Below are 621 nucleotides of genomic sequence, written 5' to 3'. Positions count from 1 at the left end.
GGGACGGGGGCGCGGGTGCTCGACGTGGGCACCGGCAGCGGCGTCCTCGCGCTCGCGGCGGCGCTGCTGGGCGCCCGCTTCGCCTACGGGGTGGACATCGATCCCCTCACGGTGCCCATCGCGCGGGAGAACGCCGGGGTCAACGGCGTGCCCGCCTCGCGGGTGCGCTTCGAGGAGGGCACGCTGGGGCTGGACGCGCTGACCTTTCCGGAGGAGGGCGTGGACGCCTACGACGTGGTGGTGGCGAACCTCTACGCCGAACTGCACGACCTGCTCGCCGGGGAGTACGCCGCCCACCTCGTGCCGGGGGGCGACCTGATCCTGACGGGCATTCTGACGGGCAAGCTGGAGCTGGTGCGCGGGGCGCTGGCGCGGGAGGGCTTCGGCGACGTGCGCGAGACGGTGGACGGCGAGTGGGCGTTGGTGACCGCCCGCCTGCCGCAGTGAGGGTCTGAGATGGCCGAGCACCGCGTCCGCGTGCCCGCCCTGACCCCGCAGATGACCCTGGGACCGCGTGAGGCCCGGCACCTGCAGGTGCTGCGGCTGCGGCCCGGCGACCCCGTGCGCGTCTTCGACGGCCAGGGGGCCGAAGCGGGCGCGACCGTGGAGGAGCTGGACGAG

General features: G+C 75.0%; 2 protein-coding genes. Both read left to right on the top strand.

Annotated features, from left to right (window positions below; translation table 11 throughout):
- Positions 1-447: 50S ribosomal protein L11 methyltransferase (locus QOL99_RS17455; RefSeq protein WP_285525682.1), on the top strand; the 447-nt coding region annotated here is incomplete at its 5' end.
- 9 nt (positions 448-456) lie between these two features.
- The coding region (locus QOL99_RS17450) for an RNA methyltransferase PUA domain-containing protein (RefSeq protein ID WP_326522605.1) at positions 457-621 on the top strand (165 nt) is incomplete at its 3' end.

This window comes from Deinococcus rhizophilus (assembly GCF_030271215.1).
Lineage (GTDB): Bacteria > Deinococcota > Deinococci > Deinococcales > Deinococcaceae > Deinococcus > Deinococcus rhizophilus.
This window is presented reverse-complemented; position numbering and strand designations above follow the sequence as displayed.